This is a genomic window from Nocardia sp. NPDC004860 (assembly GCF_040609015.1).
GTDB lineage: Bacteria > Actinomycetota > Actinomycetes > Mycobacteriales > Mycobacteriaceae > Nocardia.
Genome location: NZ_JBEXJI010000009.1, coordinates 111,796 through 133,830, shown reverse-complemented (window position 1 = coordinate 133,830; position 22,035 = coordinate 111,796). Strand labels below are relative to the sequence as shown.

Genomic DNA, 22,035 nt, shown 5'->3' with positions numbered 1-22,035 from the left:
CAATCGCCACACAGAACAGGTCCGTGTTGTGCCGATTGTCGCTGGTCAGGCGAATGCGAAATAGCGCAGCCACAGATATGGCGCGGCCACCGCAATCGTGACCGCGGTCACCGGAATGCCCTTCCGGGTGAATTCCCAGAACGAGATCGGATGGTCCGAGCGCCGTGCAATGCCGAGCATCACCACATTCGCGCTGGCCCCGACTGCTGTGAGATTGCCACCGAAATCCGCGCCCAGTGTCAGCGCCCACCACAGGGCATTCCCCTGGGCCGGGTGATGAACGTGCTCCACCAGCTGGGCCACCAGTGGACTCATGGTCGCCACGTACGGGATGTTGTCGATGACACCCGACAGCACCGCCGAGACCACGAGTATCAGCAGCGTTGCCACGAGCGCGTCACCGCCGGTGAGTTCGGTCGCGGATTTCGCCAGCCGGGCGATCACACCGGTTTTCACCAGCGCCCCGATCATCACGAACAGACCGGCGAAGAACAGCAGCGTTTCCCATTCCACCGCGGACAGGTAATCCCGTTGCGGCAGACCGGAAATCAGCACCAGCGCGCCCGCGCCGAGCAATGCCACCAGCGACGGTTCGAGGTGGAGAACCGGGTGGCCGAAGAATCCCGCGAACACGGCGGCGAGCACAATTCCGCACTTGATCAACAGCTTCGGATCGCGAATCGCCTCGCGCTCGTTCAGCTGCATGATGTCGGCGGCGCGTTCGGGATCGACATCGAAGGAGCCCTGGAACAGGCGCGGCAGCAGCAGGGTGAACACGGCCAGCGTGATCAGCACGATCGGTGTGAGATTCAGGAAGAAGTCGTTGAACGACAGCCCCGCCCGGCTGCCGATGATGATGTTGGGCGGGTCGCCGATGAGGGTCGCCGCGCCGCCGATATTGGAGGCCAGCACCTCGGCGATGAGGAACGGCGCCGGCGGCACCTCGAGGCGCTCGCACACCAGCAGGGTGACCGGGGCGATGAGCAGCACGGTGGTGACATTGTCCAGGAAGCCGGACGCGGTGGCGGTGATGAGCACCAGCAGGATCATCACCCGCAGCGCGGATCCCTTGGCGCGCTTGGCCGCCCAGATCGCGACGTACTCGAAGATGCCGGTCTGCCGCAGTACCCCGACGATGATCATCATGCCGAGCAGCAGGTAGATGACGTTCCAGTCGATGCCGGTCTCGTGCGAGTAGAAGACGTCGTCGGAGTCGAGGATGCCGATGCCGATGACCACGCCCCCACCGACCAGCGCCGCGATGGTCTTGTGCACCCGCTCCGTCGCGATGAGCACATACGCGACGACGAAAACGGCGATGGCGACAGCGGTCACGACTGCCGCCCCGGCGGGCTCAGTTCGCCAGCGCCACCTCGAGCAGCCGCGCGGACGTGATCACGCCGAGCAGCGTCGTCCCGTCCTGCACCGCCACCAGCGGCGACTTGTACTTCGCCATCAGCGCGGCCACCTCGACGATATTGTCGTCGGCCTTCGCCGCCGGAATCTTGGTGAGCCGCTCCGGAATCACATCCCGAACCTTCTTGCCCCGCAACCGCTTCACCACCTGTCCGCACATGGACTCGTTCAGCACCCCCGCCAGCGACGGATCGTCCTGCACGTACTTCGGCACGATGAACAGCACCACCTGCGATGCCGGCAGCACCGAATGCGGCTCCCCCTTGGCATCGGTCACCAGAATCCCGGGTAGTCGATGCTCGGCCAGCAACTTCGCCGCGTCGATCGCGTCGGAGTCCAGATCGATCACGGGATAGTCCTCGGCCATCTGAGCGGCATGCATAACTGCAGGATACGACGAACAGCCGGGCATTCACGGCAGCAGAATACGTCAAGATCGAAAACGGATGCCGCATCGAAACTCCCAGGTAGGACCGTGCGGCCCGAGGTTTCGGACCGGCCGACCAGACTTCCCGGCACACCGTGTGTAGAGATTTCGTCAACGGTACCGCGAACGGGTTTACCTGTCGCCTGGGTGGCTGAGCTCGTACACCCGGCAGGCCGTGCGGATAACCGGATAGGAGACGTTGCGGACCTCCACGCCGCCTGCGGTGCGGCCGAATTCGGTGCCGCCGTGGGCATGGCCGTGGATGGCGAGGGCGGCGCCGGCCGCGTCCACCGCCTCGGCGAGATCGTGACAGCCCAGGCCCGGGTAGATCTTCGGGGCTTCGCCGGCCAGGGTGTCCACGACGGGGGAGAAGTGCATGAGGGCGATGCGGAGACCGGTGTCCAGGGATTCCAGGGCGGCGCGCAGGCGGGTGGCGTCGGCGGGGCCGCGGCGGAAGCGGGCGCGGTGTTCGACACTGCCCTCGGCGGGATTGCCCGGGTGGCCGGGAAATCCTCCGCTGCCGCCCATCACCCCGGCGATGCCCAGGCGAATCCCATTGACGGGCAGGGTGATCGCGGTGCCGTCGAGCATGTGGACGCCGATCCCGCTGAGCCGCACCGAGATCCGGAAGCCGAGCCGGCGGTCATGATCGTGATTGCCCAGGACGGCGACCACCGGGACCGGCAGCTCCTCGATCTCGGCGCACAGCGCGTCGGTGTCGCGCAGGGTGCCGCCATTGGTCAGATCACCGGCCAGCAGCAGCACATCCGCGCGTTCACCCAGCTCCAGCAGGGCGGGCCGGAATCGGCCGCGCATGCTCTCGCGCATGTGCAGATCGCCCACTGCCGCGATCCGGACGCGTCCGGAATCGCTCTCACCACGGCCCATACCGTCAGCCAGCCACAGAACCTTCCTGGCTGTCAACGCTATTCGGGCCGTGGCCGGTGCGGGCCTACTCGCCCAGGGGCTCCAGCCGCAGCGGGACGCCGATCCGGTTCCACAGGTTGATCTGCGCGGTCACCGCGACCAGACCCGCCCGCTGGCCCTCGTCGAAGTGCTTCTCCACGCCCGCCCAGATCTCGTCGCTCACCCCGTGCGGGCCGAGTTGCGTTGCGGCCTCGGCGTATTCCAGCGCGGCCTGCTCGGCCGGGGTGAAGAGCTCGGACTCCCGCCAGGCGTTGAGGTGCCAGAGCCGCCGCTCGGTCTCGCCCTCCTTGCGGGCCTCGGTGGAGTGCATGTCGATGCAGAACAGGCAACCGTTGACCTGCGAGACGCGGATCTTGACCAGTTCCCGCACGGTGGCGTCGAGGGGGCCGCGACGGATCGCGGTCTCGGCGGCGATCCAGGCCTTGTAGACCTCGGGGGCCGCCTGCTGCATGTTCAAACGCGACATGGTGTCGTCCTTTCCTCCGGTTCGTTTCCACACCAAGGACGAGACAGGGCCCGCGGACGTGACGGGTGGGCCGCTGTGGCCTCGATCACACCAGCGTGGCGCTGGTCGTGGCCGCAGTTGCCGATGGGTGTCCGGCCCGCGTCCCAGCTGGACCGGTCGGCTCCTTCGGTCCGGAGGGTGGCGTTTGCCGTAATTGTGCGAAATGCGGCGCGGCGGACAATAATCCGCACGTGGGAACAGTTCTGCTGATCGCGCTGGGTCTGTTGTGCTTCGTCACCGGACCCGCATTGGCGCTGGTTATCGTGCTCGCCGTACGAGGGTCGGCGCGGGGCGCCGCCGCCGCGCCCCGGTCCGGACGCCGTGATGCCGGACGGATACCCGTCGGCGTCCACCAGGGCCATCGCCGATAGCCACGGGATCGCCCGCGCGACGGCCAGGTTCCGATGGATCCCCCAGGCGATCCACCGGAACCCGGCCGGACACCGGATCACCCCTGAACCGATGCGCGGGAACCGCTACGGCCGCGTCAGTGCGGCATAGCGGGCGATGTGCTGGTCGGTGGTGCCGAACTCGTACTGCACGGCGGTCAGGCGCTTGAAGAAGTGGCCGATGGCCAGCTCCTCGGTCATGCCCATGGCGCCGTGCAACTGCACCGACTCCTGGCCGATGCGCCGGGCGGCGCGGCCGATGGTGGCCTTGGCGGCCGAGGCGGCGCGGGCCCGCTCGGGTGCGGGGGCGTCCAGCTTCAGCGTCACCAGATACGTTGCGGCCACGGCCTGTTCGAGCTCCAGCAGCATGTCCACCATCCGGTGCTGCAGCGCCTGGAAGCTGGCGATCGGGACGCCGAACTGCCGGCGCTGCTTGGTGTAGGCGACGGTGTCGGCGACCACCTTGCGCATGGCTCCGACCGCCTCCGCGCACACCGCCGCGATGGCCTCGTCCAGGGTGGCCGCAATGGCCTCGCCCGCGTCCGCGAGCAGCAGGGCGTCGGTGGGCACGCGCAGGGCCTCGAAGGTCAGGTCCGCGGCCTGGCGCTCGTCGATGGTGCGGTACGGGCGCGCGATGAGCCCGGCGGGCGGATGGGCGGCGTCGAAATCGACCACGAACAGCGCGATGCCGCCGTGCAGTCGCGCGGTCACCAGCAGGTGGGTGGCCAGCGGTGCGGCGGTCACCACCGTCTTCTCACCGGTCAGCACCCAGTCGTCACCGTCGCGGACCGCGGTGGTCGCGACAGCGGTGTAGTCGTAGCCGGATTGCGGTTCCAGCGCGGCGAATCCGGTGACCACCTCGCCGGCGGCGATGCCCGTCAGCAGGTCCTCGGCCCGCTTGCCGTCGGCGCGCCGCAGCAGGCCGCCACCCACCACCACGGTGTCCACGTACGGTTCCAGCACCAGTGCCGCGCCCAGCGCCTCGGCGATGATCATGGTCTCGACCGGGCCGCCTCCGATGCCGCCCACCGACTCCGGCAGGCTCGCCCCGAGAATCCCGACCTCCTCGGCCAGCCCGCGCCACACCTCCGGCTGCCGGCCGGCCCCGGTGCGCGCCGCCGCGCGGCTGGGCTCGAGCGGATAGCGCGCCGCGAGGAACTCGGTGACGGTGTCGCGGAGCAGTTCTTGTTCGGCGGTGAAGGAGAAGTCCATGGCTACAGTCCCAGGGTGGCTTTGGCGATGATGTTGCGCTGAATCTCGTTGCTGCCGGCGTAGATCGAGCCGGCACGGTCGTTGAAGTACCGCAGCGGGGCGACCGCCTGCCAATCCGCGCCGGCGACGAAACCGTCTGCGGGCGGGGTGAAATCGGCGATCGGGCCGCCCGGCATGGTGGCGTGCGGCTGATAGGCGCGACCGCGCGGACCGGCGGCCTCCAACGCGAGCTCGGTGAGTGTCTGGCTCAGTTCGGTGCCCAGGATCTTGATGGTGGACGCGGCCGGGCCCGGGTCCTTACCGCTGGAAACCAGTGCGAGGGTGCGGTATTCGAGGATCTCCAGCACGTCCGCGCGCAGGCGGGCATCGGCCAGCTTGGCGGCGAAGGCCGGGTCGTCGATGAGCGCGCCGCCGTTCGGGGCGACCTGCTCCGTGGCCGCCTGGGCGAGCTCCTCGGCCATGACCTGCAGGGCCGGGGCCGCCGCGCCGCCGCCGCGCTCGAAGTTGAGCAGGTACTTGGCGACGGTCCAGCCGTCGTCGATCGCGCCCAGCACATTCGCCTGCGGCACCCGCACCTGGTCGAAGAACACCTGGTTCTGCACCTGCTCGCCGGAGGTCATGACCAGCGGGCGGATCTCGATGCCCGGGGTGCGCATGTCGATGAGCACGAAGGTGATGCCCTGCTGCTTCTTGGCCTGCCGGGAGGTGCGGACCAGGGCGAAGATCCAGTTGGCCTCGGTGGCGTGCGTGGTCCAGATCTTGGAGCCGGTGACGACCAGGTCCTCGCCGTCGGGCACCGCGGCCATGGTCAGCGAGGCCAGGTCCGAGCCCGCCTCGGGCTCCGAATAGCCCTGGCAGAAGAAGACGTCGCCGGTGAGGATGCGGGGCAGGAAGAAGTCCTTCTGCTCCGGGGTGCCGAAGGCCATGATGGCGTGCGCGACCATGCGAATTCCCATGGGGGACAGGTTCGGTGCGCCGGCCAGGGTGCATTCGCGGCCGAAGATGTAGTGCTGGGTCAGGCTCCAGTCGCAGCCGCCGTACCGCACCGGCCATGCCGGGGCGGCCCAGCCGCGTTCGTGCAGGATGGCCTGCCACTGCATGCTGGCCTCGTGGTCCGGGTAGACGCTGGTCGCCAGCCGTCCCGCACGGCGAAGATCGTCGGTTAACTTTTCGTCGAGGAAGCTGCGCACTTCATCACGAAATGCCAGATCGGCAGGCGACCAGTCGAGGTCCACGATGACTCCTTGTCCGAGAACTGACACTAACCATCTCACCGCATCACCCCTGCTGGCAAATGTGCTGGCACCCGCCTTCACTTCAATTGCTTGACATTCCATTGTGGAGGTTTATCCTGGATTCATATTCCACTGTGGAACATATGGCAGCGTCCGACCGAGAGGATCGACATGGACATCACCACCGGCACCCGCGCCTCCGACGCCGAGCGCACGCAGATCGCCGACCTCCTCGGCCGCCACCTCTCCGACGGCCGCCTCGACCTGGCCGAATACAACGAGCGCCTCACCCGGGTCTACGCCACCGCCACCCGCGAAGACCTCCAACTGGTCCTCCAGGACCTCCCCAAACTGCCCAGGACCGTTGCACCCCAGTCCATCTCCCGCACCCGCTTCCCCATCTGGCAGCAGATCGAAGGCAGCGCGTGGCTCGGCGTCAGCCTCCTCTGCCTGGTCATCTGGGCCGCAATCTCCCTCGCCACAGGCGAATTCACCTACCCCTGGCCCATCTGGGTCATCGGCCCCTGGGGCGCAGTCCTCGTCTTCCGCGTCGTCATGGGCTGGGAATCCGCCGCCCAGCACCGCCACCGCACCCGCTGACCCCCGACCGTGCCGCACGTCCGATGCGGGAGGTGCGGCACGCTATTCGGCCGTGGACGCCGGCGGTCGTCGCTTCAGCGCTGAATGATCCGGGCGCGGAGGGCTGCGGCGAACCAGTCGAAGGCCGGGCCGAGGTCGGGGAGTGGGGGCCAGGCGTTGATGGTGGCTACCAGGTGCCAATAGCGTTCTACGCGTGGGTCGTTGGCGATTTCCAGGCGGTTCAGAATCCATTCGCGGAGATTGCGGTCGTCCGGCTTGGTGAAGGTTTCGGCATAGCGGGCTGTGAGGGTGTCGAGGACAGGTGCTGCGGCGGGGCTTTCGGGGGCGATGCCGTCGGTCAGGGCTCGGGCGACTTCGGTGCGGACGGCCTCGGTGAGATCGTGGTGGAGGCCGGTGTGGTCGCCGGCGGCGCGTTCCTCGGCCTGGTAGTCCGCCATGCGGCGGACCGCGGCGCGAAATTCCTTGTCCTGCACCAGTTCCACCAGGTCCATCCAGGCGCCGACCTGGTCGGGGGTGGGGTCGTCGGGGAGTTCCGGCATGGTGGAACGGAGCAGTTCCAGGACGGCGGGGTTGCCGTCCACGGCGCCGAAGGTGTCGTCGACGAAGTCGTGAATGATGCGGGCGCGTTCGGCTTCGGACAATTGCACCAGTTTGTGCATGAATCCCATCTCCTTGTCATCCGATCCCCGGTTGGCCACCGCCCGGAGCACCGCGCGCCGGAGCCGCAGTACACGGATCTGCACGTCCACCGCCTCGGCGTGCGCGGTCGCGACCTCGGTCAGGGAGGTTTCGCGGGACAGCACGCGCCGCACGGTCGCCAGGTCCATGCCCAGTTCGCGCAGGGTCCGTACCAGTTCCAGGCGCGCCACGGCCTCGATGTCGTACAGCCGGTAGCCGCCGGGGCTGTACATGGTCGCCGGAACGATCCCCTTGTCGGAGTAGAACCGAATGGTCTTGACCGTCAGGCCGGTGCGTTCGGCCAGCGCCCCGATCGTGTAGAGCGTTTCGTCGTCCATGCGTCAACCTTGGTGCTTCCCCTTGGTGGAGACTCAAGTCCTGGTATCCGGCATACTCGGGGCAATCCCGGCGGAGCGGGTAGTCTGAGCCGCTGTGCACCTGAAGAGTCTGACGCTGAAGGGGTTCAAGTCCTTCGCGTCCGCGACGACGTTGCGATTCGAACCGGGGATCACCTGCGTGGTCGGGCCCAACGGGTCGGGGAAATCCAACGTCGTCGACGCGCTCACCTGGGTGATGGGTGAGCAGGGCGCGAAAGCCCTGCGGGGTGGGAAGATGCAGGACGTCATCTTCGCCGGTACCGCGGGCCGCGCCCCGCTCGGTCGTGCCGAAGTCACGCTGACCATCGACAACTCCGACGGCGTGCTGCCCATCGAGTACTCCGAAGTGTCCATTACCCGCCGCATGTTCCGCGACGGCGCGGGCGAGTACGAGATCAATGGAAACTCCTGCCGGCTCATGGATGTCCAGGAGCTGCTCAGCGACTCCGGCATCGGCCGGGAAATGCACGTCATCGTCGGTCAGGGCCAGCTGTCGGCGATTCTGGAATCGCGGCCGGAGGATCGGCGGGCCTTCATCGAGGAGGCCGCGGGCGTGCTCAAGCACCGGCGGCGCAAGGAGAAGGCGGTTCGCAAGCTCGACGCCATGCAGGCCAACCTGGCCCGCCTCACCGACCTCACCACCGAATTGCGCAGGCAGTTGAAGCCGCTGGGCCGGCAGGCCGAGGTGGCCCGCCGCGCCGCGACCGTCCAGTCCGAGCTCCGCGACGCCCGCTTGCGCCTGGCCGCCGACGATCTGGTGAGCCGTCGCCGCGAACTGGAGAGTCAGCAGAGCAAGGAGGCCTACGCCCGCGAGCGGCAGGTCAATATGCAGGCCGAGCTGGACGCCGCCAATGCCGCTCTGGCCCAGCAGGAATTCGAGCTCTCCAAGCTCACCCCCAGCGCCGAGGCCGCCGCCCAGACCTGGTTCCAGCTGTCCGCCCTGACCGAACGCGTCAATGCCACTATCCGCATTGCCCGCGATCGCGCGCGCAACCTCACCATCGAGCAACCCGCCGGCGCCGGCCGCGACCCGGAACAACTGGAGCGCGAGGCGGATCGGGTCGAAGCCGAAGAGGCCGAACTGCGCGAAGCGGTCGAAATGGCCACCGAAACCTTGGAAGCCGCCCGCGAGCAACTGCACGAACGCGAGCAGGCCGCCAAGGCCGCCGAACAGGCACACCTGGCCGCCGTCCGCGCCATCGCCGACCGCCGCGAGGGCCTGGCCCGCCTGTCCGGCCAGGTCGACACCCTGCGCATCAGGGCCCAGTCCGTGGACGGCGAGATCGCGCGCATGTCCACCGGCATCGCCGAGGCCCGCCGCCGCGGCGAGGACGCGAACGCCGAATTCGAGGCCGTCCAGGGCGAATTGAGCGAACTCGACGCGGGCGAGGAGGGCCTCGACACCTCCTACGAGCACGCCGCCCAGGCGCTCGCCCTGGCCGACCAGCGCGTCACCGAACTGCGCGAGAAGGACCGCGAGGCCGGTAAACGCGTCGCCTCGCTGACCGCCCGCATCGAGGCCCTCACCATGGGCCTGCGCCGCAAGGACGGCGCGGCCTGGCTGCTCGAGCACCGCACCGACGGCCTGCTCGGCCCGCTGTCCGGGCTGATCCGGGTGCACGGCGGTTTCGAGTCCGCGGTCGCCGCCGCACTGGGCCCGCTGGCGGACGCCGTCGCCGCCGACACCGGGCCCTCGGCCCACGCCGCCGTGCGCGCCCTCAAGGAATCCGACGGCGGCCGCGCCGCCATCGTCTACGCCGACGCCACCGATCAGCCGGTGGCACAGGCGGATTCGCGACTACCGGCCGCCGCGCGCTGGCTCGCCGAGGTGGTGGACTGCCCCGCCGACCTGCGCGGCGCCATCGCCGCCCTCACCGCCGGCATCGCCGTCACCGACGATCTCGCCACCGCCGCCCGGGTCCTCGCCGAGCGCCCGGAACTGCGCGTGGTCACCCGTGACGGCGACCTCACCGGCAGCGGCTGGCTGCTCGGCGGCTCCGACCGCGCCCCCAGCCAGCTCGAGGTGCAGGCCGACATCGATTCCGCCAAGGACGAATTGGTCTCCTGGCAGCGCACGGCGGAGGAACTCGAGGCCGCGCTCGCGGGCGCGCTCGCCGAGCAGTCCGACCGCAAGGAGGCGGTCGACCACGCCCTGCTCGCCCTGCACGAATCCGATCAGGCCCTGGTCGCCATCTACGACCGCCTGGGCCGCCTCGGCCACGCCGCCCGCACCGCCCAACGCGAATGCGACCGGCTGCTGGCCCAGCGCGACGACGCCGAAACCGGCCGCGAGGAAACGCTTTCCAAACTGGCCGACCTCGAGGACCGGCTGCGCCACGCCGAACTCGAGCAGGCCGAAATGGATCCGGAGGCCGCCGGCACCGAGACCGCGGGGTACGCCCGCGAGGAGGCCGCCGCCGCCCTCGCCGAGGCCCGCTCGATGGAGGTCGAGGCCCGCCTGGCCGTCCGCACCGCCGAGGAACGCGCGGAATCGGTACGCGGCAAAGCGGATTCGCTGCGCCGCGCGGCCCGCGCCGAACGCGAGACCCGCGCCCGCGCCGAACGCGCCCAGGCCGCCCGCCGCCAGGCCGCCGCCGTCGCCGCCGTGGTCGCCGAGTCCGCGGAACGGGTGGCCGCCGAACTCGAGCAGGTGGTCGGCCAGGCCGCCACCCGCCGCGACGAATTGGTGCGCCGCCGTAGCGAATTCGCGGCCCAGGTGGAGCAGACCAAGGAACGCTCCCGCGCCCTCACCACCCAGCTCACCCAGCTCACCGACGCCGTGCACCGCGACGAGGTGGCCCGCGCCCAGGCCGCGCTGCGCATCGAACAGGTCGAGACCACCATCTCCGAGCAGTTCGGCATCAGCCTCGACGACCTCATCGCCGAATACGGCCCGGACGTCCCGATGCCGCCCACCGCGCTGGAGCTGATGGAGTACGAGCAGGCCCGCGACCGCGGCGAAGCCGTCAGCGCGCCCCGGCCCATGCCCTACGACCGCGCCACCCAGGAGCGCCGCGCCAAGCGCGCCGAGAAGGACCTCACCACCCTCGGCAAGGTGAATCCCCTGGCGCTGGAGGAGTTCGCGGCCCTCGAGGAGCGCTACACCTTCCTCAATACCCAGCTCGAGGACGTCAAGAAGGCCCGCCAGGATCTGCTCGACGTGGTCGCCGAGGTGGACGAGCGCATCCTGCAGGTCTTCACCGAGGCCTACGAGGACGTCGAACGTGAATTCACCGGCGTCTTCGGCCGTCTGTTCCCCGGCGGTGAGGGGCGGCTGCTGCTCACCGATCCCAGCGACATGCTCACCACCGGCGTCGAGGTCGAGGCCCGCCCGCCGGGCAAGAAGGTCAAACGGCTGTCGTTGCTCTCCGGTGGGGAGAAGTCCCTTGCGGCAGTGGCTTTCCTGGTGTCGATCTTCCGGGCCCGGCCCTCCCCGTTCTATGTCATGGACGAGGTCGAGGCGGCGCTGGACGACACCAACCTGCGCCGGCTCATCGGCCTGTTCGAGCAGCTGCGCGAGAAGAGCCAGCTCATCGTCATCACCCACCAGAAGCCGACCATGGAGATCGCCGACGCGCTCTACGGCGTCAGCATGCGCGGTGACGGCATCACCCAGGTGATCTCCCAGCGCATGCGCGGGGAGAATCTGGTCGGCGCGACACCGTGACCCGGTGACGAGCCCGGCGCCGCCGTCCCGATGAGCGGGATTGCGGTGCGGGGCAAAGTGAAACGCCTGCGCGTCGCACGGGCGAGGCATTAGCGTCCGGCCCCATGAGACGCTCCATCGCAGTACTGGCCGCCGGCATCGCCGTCGGCCTGGCCGCCCCGCTTCCGGCCGCCCTGGCCGACTCCGGATCCTCCGCACTCGGATCCGGATCGGCCTCCGGCTCGGGCACCGGCTCCCTGTCCGGTTCCGGTGGCAGCAACAGCAACCTGCCGCCCTACAGCCAGTGGATCGGCGACATCACCCCGATCGCCGCCGACGCGCAGACCTACCTCACCACCGCGCTGCCCGGAACCACCAAGCCCGCCATCGTCTTCGACGTCGACAACACCGTGCTCGAGACGACCTACCATCCGGGCCCGATCACTCCGGCCATCCAGCCGATCCTGAAGCTGGCGCAGTGGGCGAAAAGCCAAGGCGCGTCCATCATCTTCGTGACCGGCCGGCCCGCGCTCATGAACGTCTACACCCAGATCAACCTGACCACCGTCGGCTACCCGGTGGACGGGCTCTACGGCGGCGGCCTCACCACCGGTTCCAGCGGCGCGGGCGCACTCGCCGACTACAAGACCGCCACCCGCGCCTCCATCGAGGCCCAGGGCTACACCATCGTCGCCAATATCGGCAACAGCGCCTCCGACCTGTCCGGCGGCCACGCCCTGAAGACCTTCAAGCTGCCGGACTACAACGGCGCCCTGCAGTGACCTACCCGGTCCCGTGACCGCGGGAGAGGAGGCTCGGGTCCTCCTCGCCCGCGGTTCTCACCCGTCCAGCAGCGACTTCAGCCGTGCCGCACCGGTTTCGGCCAGCCACATGTCGAAAGTCCGCAAGCCGGGATGGATTTCGCGCAGCGCGGGAATGTCGGCGTGCCAGCCCTGGCCCTGTCGCGACAACCGCCAGACCGCCCCGACCTCGGGTCCCATGGCCTCGGCCTCGGCCTCGGTGCCCTCCAGGTAGCGCACCGCGTGCCCGGTGGCGGCCGTGATGGCGGCGGCCGCGGCGGGCATGGTCGGATCGTCACCGGCCAATTCCAGGACCTGGCCGTGGAATCGGGCCGGATCCTCGAAGGCGAGCTGGGCGAACACGGCGATATCGTCGAGGGCGATGGACTGCACCGGCCGGTCCGCCGGGAACAGATGCTTGTGCACGCCATCGTTGATGCCGTCCACCGGGAAGCCCTGCATGAAGTAGTTCTCCATGAAGCGGGCCGGGCGCAGGATCGTCCAGTGCAGACCACTGGACTGCAACACCTCCTCCACCCGTCGCTTGCCCTGCGCACCCCACTTGCCGTCCTCGGTATAGGAGGCGACGGTGGTGAACACGATGAACTCGACCCCGGCGGCGCGCGCCGCCGCGATGAACCGCGCGCCACGCTCGACCTCCAGTTCGGTGTCCCAGCCGTTCGGGCCGAAGGTCGCGGGCGGCACCAGGAAGGCCGCGCCCACGCCGGACAGCGCCGGGGCGAGGGACTCGGGAGTGTCGAAGTCCCCGACGGCCAGTTGCGCACCCGCGGCCGCGAGTTCCTGTGCCGCAGGCGATTCCGGATCACGAACCAGCGCCCGCACCGCCCGGCCGGCGGCGAGCAGCCGGCGCGCGGTGGCCCCGCCCTGCTTGCCGGTCGCCCCGGTCACCAGCACCAGATCATTGCGAGAAGGCTCGGTCGGATCATTTCGAGAAGACATCGTCAGCCGTTCGTTCGGTAGCATTCGGGTCGGTCAACCCGAATATGGACGCTAGAACCGCCCGTTTTCCTTGACCACCACCGGAAAGGACCCGCGTAACGAAATGTCCGCGCCCAGCCTGTCCCACGTAGATCACAACCTCTCCCGCATAGAGCCGACCCTGTTCCGCGACAAGCCCGCCCCGAACACCCGGTCCGATGCGCGCCGCAATCGCGCGCTGGTGCTGGCCGCGGCGCAGCGGGCCCTCGCCGAGGGCGGCGTCGCCGTGTCACTGGCCGAGGTGGCCCGCCGCGCGGGCGTCGGCGCGGGCACGGTCTACCGGCATTTCCCCACCAAAACCGCACTGCTGGAAGCGGTCATGCAGCAGCGCATCGACCGCCTCACCGCTCTCGCGCACCGCCTGCGGGACGCGCCCGACCCGGGCCGGGCCTTCTTCGTCTTCTGTACCGAGGTCATCGTCTCGTCTCATCGCAACCAGGCCGTCTGCGACCTGGCCGCCAATGACGGCTGGCCCCGCGAACTGGTGCGGGACGCGGGCGCCCGCTTCCACACCGCCCTCGATGATCTGCTGGTCGCCGCGCAGCGTGCCGGCGCGGTCCGCCCGGACCTCGCGCTCTCCGACGTGCTGGCGCTGTTCACGGGATGTGTTGCCATCCAACGCCTCAGCCCGGGTCGCGAGCTGTCCCGCCCCGCCGCCCTGGTCCTGGACTCCATGCGGGCCCGGCCCGTGTCCGGCACCGTGACGAAACTCCGGAACCCGCCCGCGCCCCGTGACGAAACCACGGCGCGTGACGAAACGCCGCACTGCCCGATCTGCGCCACCCCGATCCACCCGACCGGCACCGGCCGCCCGGCCCGCTACTGCTCCGCCGCCTGCCGTCAGAAGGCACATCGTCGTCGCCACGCCATCCCCGCATGAGCCCCTAATCGGCCCCCACTGAAAGGCGTTGGGGCACTTCGTGACCTGGGTGTGTCCGAACGGATGCGAAGGTGTGACGAGGCGGGTGCAGAGGCGAAAAATACTGGTAGAAGGCCATATTTGGCGTCTTCGTATGGACCCGCAACAGGCCAGTGGGGAAGTACGCTCCCTGCGTGGTTTGGGTGTCGGCCGCGACGTTCGGTGTCGCATGGTGGCTCGGTTTGTATCTACTGGCGCGGGATCCGCGAAAGCCGTTGTTACGCAGGGCTGCCATCGGGCTGCTGGCATTCGCCGCGGCCGTGCTGGCGGATCGGCTGGCCGGCGGCAACTCCTGGTTCGACGGTCCGCGGATCGTGCTGATGTGCGCGCCGGTGCTGGCCTTCAGCGGAGTCTTCGTGCGGCTGCTGCCCCTCAACGCCGTCGAGCGCGTGGACCGCTGGTGGCGGGCCGGGCTGCTGCCGCTGTGCGCCCTGCTGGCCATGCCCGCCGCGGGCGGCTTCCTGCCCGCCGGGTATCTGCTCGGCGCGCTCACCCTGCTGGCGCTGCTCGGCACCATGCTCGGAATGCTGGGACAGCACGCCGAATGGTCCGAGGATTCGCGGCGGTCGGCGGCCGGCCTGCTGACCATCGGCGCGCTGCTGCTCGGGCTCAGCGCGGCCCTGATCCTGTTGGGGCTCAACGTCCTGCCGCGCACGGCCATGCTGTCGGTGATCGCGGCCGACCTGGTGGTGCTGGGCCTGGGCATCGCCGTGGTGGACGCCTACGACGAGGGTGAGGCGCTGCGCGCCGACATGACCCACTCGCTGGTGCTCTCGGCGGCCACCGCGGCCGTGTTCGGCGGTCAGGCCGCGCTCGCTCTCACCCTGGCCGGTGAGCGCCCCGCCCTGATCGCCCTGTTCTTCGGCGCTGTCGCCGGCTCCATCACCCTGCAGGTCCTCCACGGCCTCCTGCACGCCGGCGCCGACCGCGTGGCCTTCGCCTCGGACCCGCAGCTGTGCGCCGCTCGCGTCGAATTGCGCAGCGCCACAGAGGCATTGTTGCGCAGGGGTAGCGACAACGGGCTGCACACCGGCGGCTGAGCCGGCTGCGGCAGGGTCTCAGAGCAGGTCGCTGACGTCGTCGGGGACGTCGACGGCGTACTTGCGCAGGGTTTCCATGGGCACCACCTCGAGGGCGTTCTCGTGGGTGGCGGCCAGCACGACCGGCGCGGCCACCCCGTCCTCGTGGGCGTGCAGCCAGCGCACGGCCACCACACACCACCTGTCGCCCGGTTGCAGGCCCGGGAAGTTGTTCTCGGGCCGCGGAGTGACGAGATCGTTGCCGATCGACTTCTGGTGCTCCAGGAATTCCGCCGTCACCACGGTGCAGACGGTGTGGCTGCCCAAATCCTCGGGACCGGTGCTGCAGCATCCGTCCCGGTAGAAGCCGGTGAGAGGATCGGTGCCGCACTCCTCCAGCGGTCCCCCAAGCACATTTCGATCGGTCACGTCGCCGATCCTATTGTCTCGGTGTCGCATTCGCCGCTCCTTCCGCACTGTGGCACGTTCTCGAGCAGACCGGTTGGTAGTTGCGGGTATTTCCAGGCCCCTACCCGGCGTGTCTCCGCGTCACACGGCATCGCTGTGTGATAGACGACACTGCCCTGCGACGCGTCGGTAGGTATGTGAATCCGGCAATGCAGGTGCCTCTGAAAGGATGGGGGCGTGACGACTGCTGAACTGTGGATTCTCATCGCCGCGATCGCGGCGGTGCTGCTCGTGGCGCTGGTTGCCGGCTACGCCCTGAACAAGCGTCGCCGGATCTCGCTGACCCCGGAGGTCACCGAGACCAAGGAGGTGACCGACCGGTCGGGCGGATATCAGGCCTCGAGCGGATTCAACTTCAGCCAGGGCAGCGGCACCGCCGAGCGCGAACAGGCGCCCGCCGCCAAACCCAAGCCGCAACCGCTGCCGCTCCCGCCCGAGCGCACCGACGACGAGGGACAGCCGCACGTCGGTGACGACGCCGCCGTCCCGCGCGACGCCGCCAAGCGGACCATCACCAATGTCCGCCTCCCCGACCCGGTCCAGGGCCCCGAGCTCGCTCCGGCCACCGAGCACGTCACGCCCCCCGAGCCCGTCACCACCGAATCCGCCCCGGCCGCCGAGGTCGCCGACGCGGGTGAGGCGGCCACGCAGTCGCCCGAGAACGCCGAGGACAGCGCCCGAGCCGCGGCGGTCGAGGCTGCCGAGCAGGCCGGTGAGACCGCGGCCGATACCGCCGCCGGGGATGTCGTCGAGCACCCCGCGTCGGAAGAGGCCGCCGCCGAGGAGGCCGCCGAGGCCGCCGTCGCCGCCGCCGAGGTGGCCGCTGCCGCCGAGGCCGCTATCGCCGCGCATGCGGGCGCGCCTGCCACCGCGCCCGAAACCGCGCCCCCCGCCGAGGCGGCAGTCCCGGCCATCGCCGAGATCGAGCCCACCGCGGGCCGGCTGACCCGGCTGCGCGGTCGCCTGTCCCGCTCCCAGAACGCCGTCGGCAAGTCGCTGCTCGGCCTGCTGGGTGGTGGCGATCTGGACGAGGACTCCTGGGAGGAGATCGAGGACACCCTGGTCATGGCCGACCTGGGTACCGCCACCACCACCGCCGTCGTGGAGCGGCTGCGCCAGGAGATGGCCGCCCGCAGCATCCGCACCGCCGCCGACGCGCGCGCCCTGCTGCGCGAGGTGCTCGTCGACGCGCTACGACCCGAGCTGGATCGTTCCATCCGTGCCCTGCCGCACGCCGATCACCCGTCGATCCTGCTGGTCGTGGGCGTGAACGGCACCGGAAAGACCACCACCACCGGCAAATTGGCGCGTGTGCTGGTGGCCGACGGCCGCCGCGTGCTGCTGGGCGCGGCCGACACCTTCCGTGCCGCGGCCGCCGATCAGCTGCAGACCTGGGGTGAGCGCGTGGGCGCGGAGACCGTCCGCGGTAAGGAGGGCGCGGATCCCGCGGCCGTCGCCTTCGACGCGGTGTCGGCCGGTATCGATCGCGGCGTGGACGTGGTGCTCATCGACACCGCCGGTCGCCTGCACACCAAGACCGGCCTGATGGACGAGCTGGGCAAGGTCAAGCGTGTGGTGGAGAAGAAGGCCGCGGTGGACGAGGTCATCCTGGTGCTCGACTCCACGGTCGGCCAGAACGGCCTGATGCAGGCGCGGGTCTTCGCCGACGTCGTGGACATCACCGGTGTCGCGCTGACCAAGCTGGACGGAACCGCCAAGGGCGGCATCGTCTTCCAGGTGCAGCATGAGCTGGGCGTTCCGGTCAAACTGGTCGGTTTGGGAGAGGGCGCCGACGACCTCGCACCCTTCGAACCGGGCGCCTTCGTCGACGCCCTGCTCGGTTAACCGCTACTGAACTGCATCGATACCGAGATCAACATCATCCTCACCCGGTCGTCATAACAGCGGTGCGGTTTCGGAAACGCGACCGCAACACTGCAAGCTCACCCGTTCACCTAGGCGAAACGCCGCAGGATCACGGCTGAAACACCGACTGGTGAATCTCATTGCAGGCTTATTCGCAGGTTGCTGCGGGGCCAGAGATGAGGAGGACAAAGGTGGCGTACCCCATCGTTGATTTGCCGAACACCGGCGACACAGCCTGGATGTTGGCGAGTTCGGCATTGGTGCTTTTAATGACCCCGGGGCTCGCGTTCTTCTACGGCGGCATGGTCCGTAGCAAGAACGTGCTCAACATGATCATGATGAGCATCAGTGCCATGGGCATCGTCGGCGTGCTATGGGCAATCTTCGGATTCTCGGCAGCGTTCGGCGACAACAAGTTCGGACTGATCGGCAACCCGAAGCAGTTCTTCGGGCTCAAGGGCCTGATCGGTGCCGACGCGGTCGCGGATTCCGATCCGACCAAGGTCGTCGGGATCCCGCTGGCCGGTAACACCCACATTCCGATGACCGTGTTCGTGGCGTTCCAGCTGATGTTCGCGATCATTACCGTCGCCCTGATCTCGGGCGCGGTCGCCGACCGCCTGAAGTTCGGCGCCTGGGCGCTGTTCGCCGCGGTCTGGGCCACGATCGTCTACTTCCCGGTCGCGCACTGGGTCTTCGACTTCAACGCCACCGACTCCGACGGCAATGTCATTCACGAGGGCGGCTGGATCGCCAACAAGCTGCACGTGATCGACTTCGCCGGTGGTACCGCGGTCCACATCAACGCCGGTGCCGCGGGCCTGGCCCTCTGCCTCGTCCTGGGTAAGCGCAAGGGCTGGCCGAAGACCCCGATGCGTCCGCACAACCTGCCCTTCGTCATGCTCGGCGCCGGTCTGCTGTGGTTCGGCTGGTTCGGCTTCAACGCCGGTTCGGCGCTGTCCTCCAACGGCACCGCGGGTTCCACCTTCCTGACCACCACCTTCGCCACCTGCTCGGCCATGCTCGGCTGGCTGCTCGTGGAGAAGCTGCGTGACGGCCACGCCACCTCGCTGGGCGCCGCGTCCGGCGTCGTCGCGGGTCTGGTCGCCATCACCCCGTCCTGCTCCTCGGTGAACGTCCTCGGCGCGCTGGCCATCGGCGCGGTCGCCGGTGTGGCCTGCGCCCTGGCCGTCGGCCTGAAGTTCAAGCTGGGCTTCGACGACTCGCTCGACGTGGTGGGCGTCCACCTGGTCGGCGGCATCATCGGCACCCTGATGGTCGGCCTGGTGGCCACCAAGGAGGCGCCGGCCCATGTCGCGGGTCTGTTCTACGGCGGCGGTTTCGACCAGCTGTGGCGTCAGGCCGCGGGAGCCGGTGTGGTGCTTGCCTTCTCGTTCATCGTGACGCTGATCATCGCGTTCGCCATCAAGTTCACCATCGGCCTCCGCGCGAGCGAGGAAGAGGAGTTCGTCGGCATGGACGAGTCGGATCACGCTGAAACGGCATACGATTTCGCTGCTGTGGGTGGTGCGGCGCGCACCGCCGCCGTCAAGGAGGCATGACGAAAATGAAACTGATCACTGCGATCGTGAAGCCGTTCACCCTGGAGGACGTGAAGACCGGCCTGGAGCAGGCGGGCGTGCTCGGCATGACCGTCAGCGAGGTTCAGGGTTACGGTCGCCAGAAGGGCCACACCGAGGTCTACCGCGGTGCCGAGTACTCCGTCGACTTCGTCCCGAAGGTTCGGGTCGAGGTGGTCGTGGACGACGCCTCCGTCGACAAGGTCGTCGAGGTCATCGTGGAGGCCGCCCGCACCGGCAAGATCGGCGACGGCAAGGTCTGGGTGACCCCGGTCGACGCCATCGTCCGGGTGCGCACCGGCGAACGCGGTTCCGACGCTCTGTAAGCGGTAACCGGAGCAGCGGAACCAGTGGCGGCCCTGGCCACCGTCGGTGTCGAACCGGCGGTGGCGGGGCCGCCCCCATGTGCGGCGAAGAACTGAATTCAGATGGGTGGTGGGTTGTGGGTTTCCAGCAGGAACGCGACGACAGAACCGAGGCTGAGCAGGTTTCCGGCGGAGCCTCGGACCTGGTCCGGGCCCGCAACCAACTGCTCGCGGAGCACAGCGCCAATGGCCGCGCGTCCCGTCTGGACCCCGAGGCGCTGCGGGAAGCGCTGGTGGATCTCTACGAGCTGTGGCTGACCACCAAGGGCCACGAGGTCGGCATCACCGCCGACAGCGGGCTCGCGCTCGTCGCCGTGGGCGGACTGGGCCGCAGGGAAATGCTGCCCTACTCCGACCTGGATCTGGTGCTGCTCTACGACGACGTCGATCCGCATCGGGTCGCCGAGGTCGCCGATCAGCTCTGGTATCCGCTGTGGGACGCCCACATCAAGCTCGATCACAGCGTGCGCACCGTCCCGCAGGCGCTGCGCGTGGCCGCCGACGATCTCACCGCCGCCCTCGGCATGCTCGAGGCCCGGCACATCGTGGGCGACGACGGCCTGAGCAACCTGCTCATCAGCGGCGTACGCCGGGACTGGCGCGCCGGAATCCGGTCCCGCTTCGACGCCCTGATCGAACAGGCCCAAACCCGCTGGCGCAGAAGCGGAGACGTCGCGCACCGCGCCGAGCCCGATATCAAGAACGGGCGCGGCGGGCTGCGGGACATCCAGCTGCTGGACGCGCTCGCCATCGCACAACTGACCGACGCCATGCCGGGGCTCGGTCCGGATGTGCCCGGTGGCGGGTTGCAGCAGGCGCATCGCCGCCTGCTGGATGTCCGCACCGAATTGCACCGGGTGGCGGGCCGGGCCCGTGACCAGTTGCGGGCTCAGGACGCCGACGAGATCGGGGCGGCCCTGCGCATCGGGGATCGCTTCGACCTGGCCCGCACGCTCAGTGATGCGGCCCGCACGGTGAGTTACTCCACCGACGTCGGGCTGCGGACCGCAGGGAACGCGCTGCCACGGCGCGGGCTCGCGCGCTTGCGCCGCGCCCCGGTACGCCGACCACTCGATGAGGGGGTGGTCGAACACTCCGGGGAGGTGGTGCTCGCCCGCGATGCCCGGCCGCAGCGCGATCCCGGGCTGATCCTGCGGGTAGCCGCGGCCTCGGCGCAGACCGGGCTGCCGATGTCGGCGACCACGCTCAACCGGCTCGGCGAGGACGCGCCCGAGCTACGCGAGCCGTGGCCCAAGGAAGCCCTCAACGACCTGCTGGTCCTGCTGGGCACGGGCCGCGGCGCCGTCGATGCCGTGGAGGCGCTGGACCGGACGGGCCTGTGGGGCAGGCTCTTTCCGGAATGGGGCGTGGTGCGCGACCTGCCGCCGCGCGATGCCATGCACACCTGGACCGTGGACCGTCATCTCATGGAGACCGTCGCCCAGGCCGGGGCGCTGTCCACCCGGGTCGCCCGCCCGGACCTGCTGCTGCTGGGTGCGCTGCTGCACGATATCGGCAAGGGCCGCACCGAGGATCACAGCGTGGTCGGTGCGGAGCTGGCCGTCTCCATCGGAAATCGCCTGGGGCTGTGGCCTTCCGACGTGCAGACGCTCGCGGGTGTGGTGCGCCACCACCTGCTGCTGCCCGACACGGCCACGCGGCGCGACATCACCGATTCCGACACCGTGAAGATGGTGATCGACGCCCTCGACGGTGACCCGCAGCTGCTGGAGCTGCTGCACGCCCTGGCCGAGGCCGACGCGCTGGCCACCGGGCCCGGCGTGTGGAACGACTGGAAGGCCTCGCTCATCGGCGATCTCGTGCGCAACTGCCGCACGGCCATGGCGGGCTACGCCCTGCCCGAGCCGACCCCGATTCCCGACGAGCTGCGCGCCCGCGCGGAATCCGGTGGCGTGCACGTGGATCTGAAGCCGGGCGAGAGCCGCTACCACCATGTGGTCACCGTGGTCGCGCCCGACAATCCGGGTCTGCTCTCCGATGCGGCGGGTGTGCTGGCCGTGCATTCGCTGCGGGTGCTGTCGGCCGAACTCGCCAGTGTGGGCGCCTCGGCCATCGATACCTTCGTCGTGGCACCGCGTTTCGGTGATCCGCCGGACCCGGGCCTGCTGCGCCAGGAACTGATCCGCGCCATCAACGGCGATCTGGATCTGGCCTCGGTGCTGGCCCGTAAGGAGCGCGATGCGAGCGGCGCCCAGCCGAGGCCGTTCGCGCAGGCGCGGCCGCGGGTGTTCTGGCACGAGACCGCCGATCCGGGCCGGGTGCTGCTGGAATTGCGTGCCGAGGATCGGATCGGGTTGCTGAGCCGGCTGGCCGCGGCGCTGGCCGAGGCCGGGGTGAATGTCTGCTGGGCGAAGGTGGTGACCATGGGTTCGGCGGTCATCGACTCGTTCTGCCTGGATCTGGGCGCTTCCGACACGCCCGGGCGGCGGGCGGAGATCGAGGCGGCGGTGCTGACGGTGGTGCCGCCGCAACAACCGAAGAAACCTCTCGAATCGGACAGCTGAATTGGATCTCCCGGTGGTTTACCAATTGTTCGCCAGGAACCGGGATTAGCGGACAAACCGCACGTTTGCCGGTTAATCAGAA

At 69.3% G+C, this 22,035-nt stretch carries 19 protein-coding genes; 10 read left to right on the top strand and 9 right to left on the bottom strand.

Features of this window, described 5'->3' with window-relative positions; all coding sequences use genetic code 11:
• Positions 1-45: 45 nt before the first annotated feature.
• From ABZV44_RS19180 to ABZV44_RS19165, 4 genes are all read right to left on the bottom strand, one after another.
• The gene (locus ABZV44_RS19180; RefSeq protein ID WP_354837761.1) at positions 46-1,335 is read right to left on the bottom strand and encodes an ArsB/NhaD family transporter; all 1,290 of its coding nucleotides are present in this window, start codon (positions 1,333-1,335) and stop codon (positions 46-48) included.
• Positions 1,336-1,354: 19 nt separating this feature from the next.
• A complete protein-coding gene (locus ABZV44_RS19175; RefSeq protein ID WP_354837760.1) occupies positions 1,355-1,798 on the bottom strand; it encodes a CBS domain-containing protein in 444 nt (147 codons plus the stop codon).
• Between the two features lie 177 nt (positions 1,799-1,975).
• Positions 1,976-2,686 carry a metallophosphoesterase gene (locus ABZV44_RS19170; RefSeq protein WP_354837758.1) on the bottom strand — a complete coding sequence of 237 codons (711 nt, stop codon included), beginning with the start codon at positions 2,684-2,686 and terminating at the stop codon, positions 1,976-1,978.
• Between the two features lie 109 nt (positions 2,687-2,795).
• Positions 2,796-3,236, bottom strand: coding sequence for a carboxymuconolactone decarboxylase family protein (locus tag ABZV44_RS19165; protein ID WP_354837756.1), 441 nt, complete (start codon positions 3,234-3,236; stop codon positions 2,796-2,798).
• A 230-nt stretch (positions 3,237-3,466) separates the two neighbouring features.
• Here ABZV44_RS19165 and ABZV44_RS19160 point away from each other — a divergent pair, with 230 nt between their 5' ends.
• Positions 3,467-3,646, top strand: coding sequence for a hypothetical protein (locus ABZV44_RS19160; RefSeq protein WP_354837754.1), 180 nt, complete (start codon positions 3,467-3,469; stop codon positions 3,644-3,646).
• A 105-nt stretch (positions 3,647-3,751) separates the two neighbouring features.
• On the opposite strand, the gene ABZV44_RS19155 is transcribed toward ABZV44_RS19160, so the two are convergent.
• Together ABZV44_RS19155 and ABZV44_RS19150 are read right to left on the bottom strand one after the other, a co-directional pair.
• Positions 3,752-4,876, bottom strand: coding sequence for an acyl-CoA dehydrogenase family protein (locus ABZV44_RS19155; protein WP_354837752.1), 1,125 nt, complete (start codon positions 4,874-4,876; stop codon positions 3,752-3,754).
• 2 nt (positions 4,877-4,878) lie between these two features.
• On the bottom strand, positions 4,879-6,111 hold the full coding sequence (locus tag ABZV44_RS19150) for an acyl-CoA dehydrogenase family protein (RefSeq protein WP_354837750.1): 1,233 nt from the start codon (positions 6,109-6,111) through the stop codon (positions 4,879-4,881).
• A gap of 171 nt (positions 6,112-6,282) precedes the next feature.
• On the opposite strand from ABZV44_RS19150, the gene ABZV44_RS19145 reads away from it, so the two are divergent.
• On the top strand, positions 6,283-6,711 hold the full coding sequence (locus ABZV44_RS19145; RefSeq protein ID WP_354837748.1) for a DUF1707 domain-containing protein: 429 nt from the start codon (positions 6,283-6,285) through the stop codon (positions 6,709-6,711).
• Between the two features lie 74 nt (positions 6,712-6,785).
• Here ABZV44_RS19145 and ABZV44_RS19140 read toward each other — a convergent pair whose 3' ends face one another.
• Positions 6,786-7,727: a MerR family transcriptional regulator gene (locus ABZV44_RS19140; RefSeq protein ID WP_354837746.1), complete on the bottom strand. Its 942-nt coding sequence runs from the start codon at positions 7,725-7,727 to the stop codon at positions 6,786-6,788.
• Between the two features lie 94 nt (positions 7,728-7,821).
• On the opposite strand from ABZV44_RS19140, the gene smc reads away from it, so the two are divergent.
• Entirely contained in the window at positions 7,822-11,433 is a 3,612-nt protein-coding gene (gene smc, locus ABZV44_RS19135) for a chromosome segregation protein SMC (RefSeq protein ID WP_354837744.1), read from the top strand.
• Positions 11,434-11,537: 104 nt separating this feature from the next.
• On the top strand, positions 11,538-12,194 hold the full coding sequence (locus ABZV44_RS19130) for an HAD family acid phosphatase (protein ID WP_354837742.1): 657 nt from the start codon (positions 11,538-11,540) through the stop codon (positions 12,192-12,194).
• 57 nt (positions 12,195-12,251) lie between these two features.
• On the opposite strand, the gene ABZV44_RS19125 is transcribed toward ABZV44_RS19130, so the two are convergent.
• Positions 12,252-13,172: an NmrA family NAD(P)-binding protein gene (locus tag ABZV44_RS19125; protein ID WP_354837740.1), complete on the bottom strand. Its 921-nt coding sequence runs from the start codon at positions 13,170-13,172 to the stop codon at positions 12,252-12,254.
• 103 nt (positions 13,173-13,275) lie between these two features.
• Here ABZV44_RS19125 and ABZV44_RS19120 point away from each other — a divergent pair, with 103 nt between their 5' ends.
• A complete protein-coding gene (locus ABZV44_RS19120; RefSeq protein ID WP_354837738.1) occupies positions 13,276-14,091 on the top strand; it encodes a TetR/AcrR family transcriptional regulator in 816 nt (271 codons plus the stop codon).
• A 173-nt stretch (positions 14,092-14,264) separates the two neighbouring features.
• Positions 14,265-15,170: a hypothetical protein gene (locus tag ABZV44_RS19115; protein ID WP_354837736.1), complete on the top strand. Its 906-nt coding sequence runs from the start codon at positions 14,265-14,267 to the stop codon at positions 15,168-15,170.
• An 18-nt stretch (positions 15,171-15,188) separates the two neighbouring features.
• Here ABZV44_RS19115 and ABZV44_RS19110 read toward each other — a convergent pair whose 3' ends face one another.
• Positions 15,189-15,578 (bottom strand): DUF2237 domain-containing protein, encoded by a 390-nt coding sequence (locus tag ABZV44_RS19110; RefSeq protein ID WP_326357779.1) that lies wholly within the window; start codon positions 15,576-15,578, stop codon positions 15,189-15,191.
• Between the two features lie 216 nt (positions 15,579-15,794).
• On the opposite strand from ABZV44_RS19110, the gene ftsY reads away from it, so the two are divergent.
• The 4 genes from ftsY to ABZV44_RS19090 all read left to right on the top strand — a co-directional run bounded on the left by ftsY (position 15,795) and on the right by ABZV44_RS19090 (position 21,953).
• A complete protein-coding gene (gene ftsY, locus ABZV44_RS19105) occupies positions 15,795-17,462 on the top strand; it encodes a signal recognition particle-docking protein FtsY (RefSeq protein WP_354837734.1) in 1,668 nt (555 codons plus the stop codon).
• A gap of 197 nt (positions 17,463-17,659) precedes the next feature.
• Complete coding sequence (locus tag ABZV44_RS19100) at positions 17,660-19,045, top strand: ammonium transporter (protein WP_354837732.1); 1,386 nt, start codon at positions 17,660-17,662, stop codon at positions 19,043-19,045.
• Positions 19,046-19,050: 5 nt separating this feature from the next.
• Positions 19,051-19,389, top strand: coding sequence for a P-II family nitrogen regulator (locus tag ABZV44_RS19095; RefSeq protein WP_040859831.1), 339 nt, complete (start codon positions 19,051-19,053; stop codon positions 19,387-19,389).
• Between the two features lie 116 nt (positions 19,390-19,505).
• Positions 19,506-21,953 (top strand): [protein-PII] uridylyltransferase, encoded by a 2,448-nt coding sequence (locus ABZV44_RS19090; protein WP_354837730.1) that lies wholly within the window; start codon positions 19,506-19,508, stop codon positions 21,951-21,953.
• The last annotated feature ends 82 nt before the right edge of the window (positions 21,954-22,035 follow it).

Bases quoted from the DNA above. Each gene is read 5' to 3' on its own strand.
- ABZV44_RS19130 (WP_354837742.1), top strand. From the start codon at position 11,538: ATGAGACGCTCCATCGCAGTACTGGCCGCCGGCATCGCCGTCGGCCTG.
- ABZV44_RS19100 (WP_354837732.1), top strand. From the start codon at position 17,660: ATGAGGAGGACAAAGGTGGCGTACCCCATCGTTGATTTGCCGAACACC.
- ABZV44_RS19125 (WP_354837740.1), bottom strand. From the start codon at position 13,172: ATGTCTTCTCGAAATGATCCGACCGAGCCTTCTCGCAATGATCTGGTG.
- ABZV44_RS19095 (WP_040859831.1), top strand. From the start codon at position 19,051: ATGAAACTGATCACTGCGATCGTGAAGCCGTTCACCCTGGAGGACGTG.
- ABZV44_RS19145 (WP_354837748.1), top strand. From the start codon at position 6,283: ATGGACATCACCACCGGCACCCGCGCCTCCGACGCCGAGCGCACGCAG.
- ABZV44_RS19120 (WP_354837738.1), top strand. From the start codon at position 13,276: ATGTCCGCGCCCAGCCTGTCCCACGTAGATCACAACCTCTCCCGCATA.
- ABZV44_RS19175 (WP_354837760.1), bottom strand. From the start codon at position 1,798: ATGCATGCCGCTCAGATGGCCGAGGACTATCCCGTGATCGATCTGGAC.
- ABZV44_RS19155 (WP_354837752.1), bottom strand. From the start codon at position 4,876: ATGGACTTCTCCTTCACCGCCGAACAAGAACTGCTCCGCGACACCGTC.
- ABZV44_RS19165 (WP_354837756.1), bottom strand. From the start codon at position 3,236: ATGTCGCGTTTGAACATGCAGCAGGCGGCCCCCGAGGTCTACAAGGCC.
- ABZV44_RS19140 (WP_354837746.1), bottom strand. From the start codon at position 7,727: ATGGACGACGAAACGCTCTACACGATCGGGGCGCTGGCCGAACGCACC.